Consider the following 5,434-nt stretch of genomic DNA (forward strand, 5'->3'; position numbering starts at 1 on the left):
CGCGTATTTCAGCCAGGTTGTCCCTGAAGTTGTTTTTCTCGTCGCTGCGAAAGGCCGGCATAATCGCGCCGCTTCGAAGACTTTCTTCGAGAAAGGAACGGATCGGCTCGTTCGAGACAACGATGTGATGAAGGTGGTTGCTGATGTACAGAAATACGTCGGGAATGATCAGGTCGCCATGAAAGAGCACGTGCTGCAATAGCGATCGCTTGAAAAATGATATGTCGGCGAACGCCTCCATCTGAAGATCGGAAGCACCGAAAAAATATTCACGAGTATCCGACAAGCGCGCGCTCTATTGATGGAGTTCCACAATCGAGAAACAACCAAAAATAGCATTACTTACAAATACAATTTTTAGTTATAGCGCGATTTCCGGCAGGTCGCGCCATGGTGCACCTGAACGCGGGACCCGAAAGATGCCATTGAGCACGCGACGGTCATCTACTCGCCGAATGCCGCGCGGCTTGTTCGGCAACATACGGTTTGATGGACTCCATTCGTAATCGCCAGGTTGTAGCGCTTGATTGGGGCCTCCGGTTTCGGTTCTTGAATCACGTCCTGGGCTGCGCCATCAACCGCCAACGCCTGGTGGCCGTGCCGCTAATGATCTGAATTTGCTTCCGCTCTCGGCGGCATAGCGGACTTGGCCGGGCTTGCTGTCGGCTCGGCCTTGGTGGCGAATTACCGGACATGAGCGTGAGGGCAAGAGCGGTAACGATGCTTCGTCACGAGCCGGAAGGACCGCTGTCGTTGACATAGATCAAGACAGCACGTGCAGCGGTCGAGTGATGAATCAGCGCGCGAGGTGTGACACCCTGGGCGGCGGCACCGGCCTCACCATCATCTACGGAGTAGCCGCACCGGTGAAAACGCCCCTCATGGGCCAGGTTCGTGCAAACTGAGAGGCCTCCGCTGGCCCAACGCGCACGTCAGCAAGGGAGCAACCTATGGGAAGGGAACAAACGATTACCATCGTCAGAGCTGCCTTGATCGGTCTGCTGGCATCGGTTGCTTCAATAGCTGTCCAACCACTCGCATTTGCGCAACAGCCCCAAAAGCCGAACGTTGTTTTCATTCTCGCCGATAATGTCGGCTACGGTGACTTGGGGTCATACGGCGGCGGTGAGTTGCGGGGTGCGCCAACGCCGCGTCTTGACCAGTTGGCCCGCGAAGGAATGCGTCTCACGCAGTTTCTGGTCGAACCGGCCTGCACGCCATCGCGGGCGGCGCTGATGACCGGGCAATACTCGATCCGGAGTGGCTTATCACTCATCGCTATCGAGGGCTCCCCGTACACACTTCCCGCTCGTGCATTCACGATGGGCGAATTGTTCAAGGGCGCAGGTTACGCCACCGCCATATACGGCAAGTGGCATCTAGGCGGCGCTCCGCAGAGCTTACCGACGGCCCACGGATTCGACGAGTTCTACGGCATCCCACCAGACATTTCGTGGGACGCTTCGACGTATGTTGACACGATGGAGCTGACCAAGTCCGTTCCAGCGCCTCCCGGAGTGCTTCTGGCTCGCGGACCCCAGATCGTCGAGTCGACGGCGGGCAGTCAGCTGCGGACCGTGAAGCCATTCACGCAGCAGGTGCGCGCCAATATCGACTACGAGCTTGTCGATAAATCGATCGACTTTATGCGCCGACAGAAGACAGCCGGGAAGCCATTCTTCCTTTACCTGCCATTCTCGATGGGGCATGTGCCGAACCTCCCCGCCGAGCCGTTCAAGGGCAAGTCGCGGATTGGCAACTACGGTGACAAAATGATGGAGGGCGATTACCACGTCGGCCAAATACTCGATACGCTCAAGGAGCTTGGCGTCGACGACAACACCGTCGTCGTCTTTGCTTCCGACAATGGACCATACGGCGAAGCAGCGCGGGAGTTCGGCAATCAGGGAACGCCGGACATGGGCAATCCCGGCCCCTTCCGCGGCGAGCTGGGCGAAGCGACCGAGGGGGCAATACGCACAGCGGCGATCATCCGCTGGCCGGGAAAGATACAGCCGAACACCACTTCGTATGCGATGTTCTCGATCATGGATTTCATGCCGACGTTCGCCCACGTGATCGGTGGGACAATGCCGTCAGATCGGCCGATTGACGGCGTGGACCAGACGGACGTCTTGCTGGGCAGCAGCGCGACGGGTCACCGCGAAAGTCTCTTGAGTTTCATTGGCGGCGATCTGGTTGCTGTGCGATGGAAGCAATGGCGACTTTACTTCACGGACGTTCATCCGACCGGCACAGGACCACAGAGACAGCCGGGGATTTTTTCGGCCAGCGCTCCGATGGCCGGTTACCCCATAGGGTACAATATCGAGATGGATCCACACGAAGACCTCGTCGTGGCGGGCCTGTTCGGCTGGATCTCCGGACCCGCGCTCAAGCAGGTCGAAGAGTACTTGGCGTCCGTGAAGAAATATCCAAACCCGCCTGCGCCCAACATTACACAGTTCCAAAGCGCAGGCCATTAGACAGCAAGTGTCCGCGTCTAAGCCGAGTGGTCAAGGGAAGATCGCCATGCACCGATATAGCCGCCTTATATCAGGCAAGTTTAACCGCGGAGGCTGAAGCTTCCATGGTGATCCTGCTCACAACCGCGCGAGCGGGAGGATCACGGGTGTCCGAGATCGGCCTCCACGAGCGCGCGAAGCTCGGGTGTGACCTCGGGACGATGGCCGAACCACAATTCGAACCCGCGCACCGCCTGATGCAGCAGCATGCCGAGCCCGTCCGCCGTCCTCAACCCCTGCGCCCGCGCCGCCGCCAGCAACGGCGTTTCCAGCGGCACGTATACGAGATCGGCGACGATCGCTTGCGAGGGAAGCGCTCCGATTGCGAGTTCAAGCGCCGGCTGGCCGTGCATGCCAAGCGAGGTGGTGTTGACCAGTAATCCAGCCTGCGGCAAGGCCTCGCCGATCGCCGCCCAGGCGATCGGATGCACGGTGTCGCCGAATTGTTGCGCCAGTGTATGCGCGCGCTCCGCTGTGCGGTTTGCCACGTGTATGCGCTTGATGCCGCGCTCGAGCAGTCCGAACACCACCGCGCGCGATGCGCCGCCGGCGCCCAGCACCAGCGCGTCTTCGACTGCGTCCCAACCATTTGCGCTGGCGTCGAGATTGTTGATGAAGCCTTCGATGTCGGTGTTGGTCGAACGCAGCGTACTTGCCTCGTACCACAGCGTATTGGCTGCGCCCACGGCGCGCGCACGCTCGTCCGGCAGCGTCAGCGCCAGCGCGCGCTCCTTGTGCGGAAGAGTGACGTTGGCGCCGACAAAGCCGTGTGCCGCCAGGCGCTGCACGAATCCTGCAAAACCTTCCGGCGGTACCGCCTCGATGTTGTAACCGCCTTCGATACCGAGCTTTCGCAACCAGTAATGATGGATCAGCGGCGAGCGCGAATGCGCCGCCGGCCAACCGATCAAACATGCCGCGCGGGGTTTGACTGAGGCCGTCATCGCCATTTCCTGTTGCGGCGCCCGGACGCCATCCCGTTCAAATCGGGCAAGCCGGGTAGGCTGTCAATGGCCGATTGTGACGCGGTGGGGTCAGCTCGCGGCGAGAACCTTCGGCGCGGCGGCAGATGCTTGCCGCTCGCCCTTGATGTCGGCAACCGCCCGCGCGATGGTTTCGCGGTAGATGGCGCGCGGCCGCACCACCCCATGGGTCAACAGCGCACGACGCACCGTGGGCGAGGCGCCGGTAATATAGAGGCGGATGCCGTGGCGCGCGGCCTTGTTCGCGACCCGGCTCATCGCGTTGGCCGCGGTCGAATCCAGGAACGGCACGGCAGCGAAGTCCACCACGAAGGCCCTGCAATCGTCGGCGATGCTGTCGAGCACCGTTCCCACCGACGATGCCGCGCCGAAGAAGAAGGCTCCGGTGATCCGGTACACCAGGATATCGGGGTCGGCGGCAAGGCGGGAATCGTACGGCGCGCGATCGTCGTCGGCAAAATCGGCGCGGTCGGCCGGAACCAGCGGCGCATCCGCCTCTACGCCCGTCATCTGCGCCATGCGGTTGATGAACAGCACCGCACCGAGCGCAAAACCGACAAGAATCCCCTCGGTAAGGTCGCGGAAGATCGTCAGCAGAAAGGTCGCAAGCAGCACGACCGCATCGCCGCGCGAGGAGCGGATCAGAAGCGCGAATTCGCGCTTCTCCGCCATATTCCACGCGACGATTACGAGAACGGCGGCAAGCGAGGCAAGCGGAATATAGCTCGCCAACGGCGCCGCGATCAGCATGAACAGCAACAGGAACAGTGAATGCAACATGCCGGAAACCGGACCGCGCGCCCCGGCACGGACGTTGGTTGCGGTTCGCGCAATGGTGCCGGTGACGCAGATGCCGCCGAACAGCGCCGATCCGATATTGGCGAAACCTTGCGCGACCAGCTCGCAATTGGATCGATGGCGCCGCCCCGTCATGCCATCGGCAACAACTGCCGACAACAATGATTCGATGGCGCCAAGCAGCGCGAACGCAATCGCATCGGGCAACACGGCCTGCGCCTTGGCGAGCGAGAACGAGGGCCATGCCGGCTGCGGCAGTTGCCGCGGAATGCCGCCAAAGCGCGTGCCGATGGTTTCCACGCCAAGCGACAACGCAAAGGTCACCACGGAGGCGACCGCAACGGCGATCAGGATGCCCGGCCAGTGCGGTCGTAGCCGGCGCAGGCCGACAATGATGGCGAGGCTGAGCGCCGCGACGGCGATTGCGCCGCCGCTGGCCGTGGGCAGGCCGTGCGCCAGCGCCTCGAGTTTCGGAAGAAATGCTCCCGGCTCTTTTCCTGAAAGCGTGATGCCGAGGAGATCCCTGAGCTGGCTTGCGAGGATGATGACGGCGATGCCGGAGGTGAATCCCACCGTGACCGGATAGGGGATGAATTTGATGTAGGTACCCAGCCGCAGCAATCCGGCGGCAATCAGGAAAACCCCGGCCATGGCGGTTGCCAGCGTCACGCCCTCGATACCGTGTCGTTCCACCGTCAGCGCCACCAGCACGATGAAGGCGCCTGCGGGCCCGCCGATCTGAAACCGGCTGCCGCCGAGAAGCGACACGATGAAGCCGCCGACCACGGCGGTGGTGAGGCCGCGATCGGGCGTTGCACCGGACGCAATCGCAATCGCCATCGACAATGGCAGCGCGACGATGGCTACCGTCAGGCCCGAAAATGCATCGGCGCGCAGGTCGGAAAGTGTGTATCCCTCGCGCAGCACCGTGACGAGCTTGGGCGAATAGAGTTCGGCAAAGGTCGGCTCGTGTGCCTGCCCTGCGCGCTTTCTTTCAACGCTCATGCCGCCTTCCCCGTTTCGACGCGCAAGATCGCAGTCGCGACCACTTGCCGCGCGTGCCTGTCACTTGCGACGCGGTGGACCCGGCTTCTTCAACCGCACACCGCGCCCCCCTTCCTCGCTGCG

General features: G+C 61.9%; 4 protein-coding genes and 1 pseudogene. 2 read left to right on the plus strand and 3 right to left on the minus strand.

Translation table 11 applies throughout. From position 1 onward, the window contains the following. Positions 1 to 202, plus strand: a 202-nt coding sequence (locus VFL62_RS00200) for a hypothetical protein (protein ID WP_325170362.1), incomplete at its 5' end; no start/stop codon positions are given. Positions 203 to 373: 171 nt separating this feature from the next. Here VFL62_RS00200 and VFL62_RS00205 read toward each other — a convergent pair. Beyond that, positions 374 to 508, minus strand: a pseudogene (locus VFL62_RS00205) (transposase); the annotation flags it as partial. 442 nt (positions 509 to 950) lie between these two features. On the opposite strand from VFL62_RS00205, the gene VFL62_RS00210 reads away from it, so the two are divergent. Then, the gene (locus VFL62_RS00210) at positions 951 to 2,486 is read left to right on the plus strand and encodes an arylsulfatase (RefSeq protein WP_325170363.1); all 1,536 of its coding nucleotides are present in this window, start codon (positions 951 to 953) and stop codon (positions 2,484 to 2,486) included. Between the two features lie 140 nt (positions 2,487 to 2,626). Here the strand turns inward: VFL62_RS00210 and VFL62_RS00215 are convergent, their stop codons facing one another. Together VFL62_RS00215 and VFL62_RS00220 are read right to left on the minus strand one after the other, a co-directional pair. Next, positions 2,627 to 3,469 (minus strand): shikimate dehydrogenase, encoded by an 843-nt coding sequence (locus tag VFL62_RS00215; RefSeq protein ID WP_325170364.1) that lies wholly within the window; start codon positions 3,467 to 3,469, stop codon positions 2,627 to 2,629. Between the two features lie 90 nt (positions 3,470 to 3,559). Further along, positions 3,560 to 5,311 (minus strand): SulP family inorganic anion transporter, encoded by a 1,752-nt coding sequence (locus tag VFL62_RS00220; protein WP_325170365.1) that lies wholly within the window; start codon positions 5,309 to 5,311, stop codon positions 3,560 to 3,562. Positions 5,312 to 5,434 lie beyond the last annotated feature (123 nt).

Origin of the sequence: Bradyrhizobium sp. (assembly GCF_035701725.1) — a bacterium.
Classification (GTDB): domain Bacteria; phylum Pseudomonadota; class Alphaproteobacteria; order Rhizobiales; family Xanthobacteraceae; genus Bradyrhizobium.

What these genes read in the sequence shown, in the direction of transcription:
- VFL62_RS00210 (WP_325170363.1), top strand. Translation starts at nt 951, where the DNA reads ATGGGAAGGGAACAAACGATTACCATCGTCAGAGCTGCCTTGATCGGT.
- VFL62_RS00220 (WP_325170365.1), bottom strand. Translation starts at nt 5,311, where the DNA reads ATGAGCGTTGAAAGAAAGCGCGCAGGGCAGGCACACGAGCCGACCTTT.
- VFL62_RS00215 (WP_325170364.1), bottom strand. Translation starts at nt 3,469, where the DNA reads ATGACGGCCTCAGTCAAACCCCGCGCGGCATGTTTGATCGGTTGGCCG.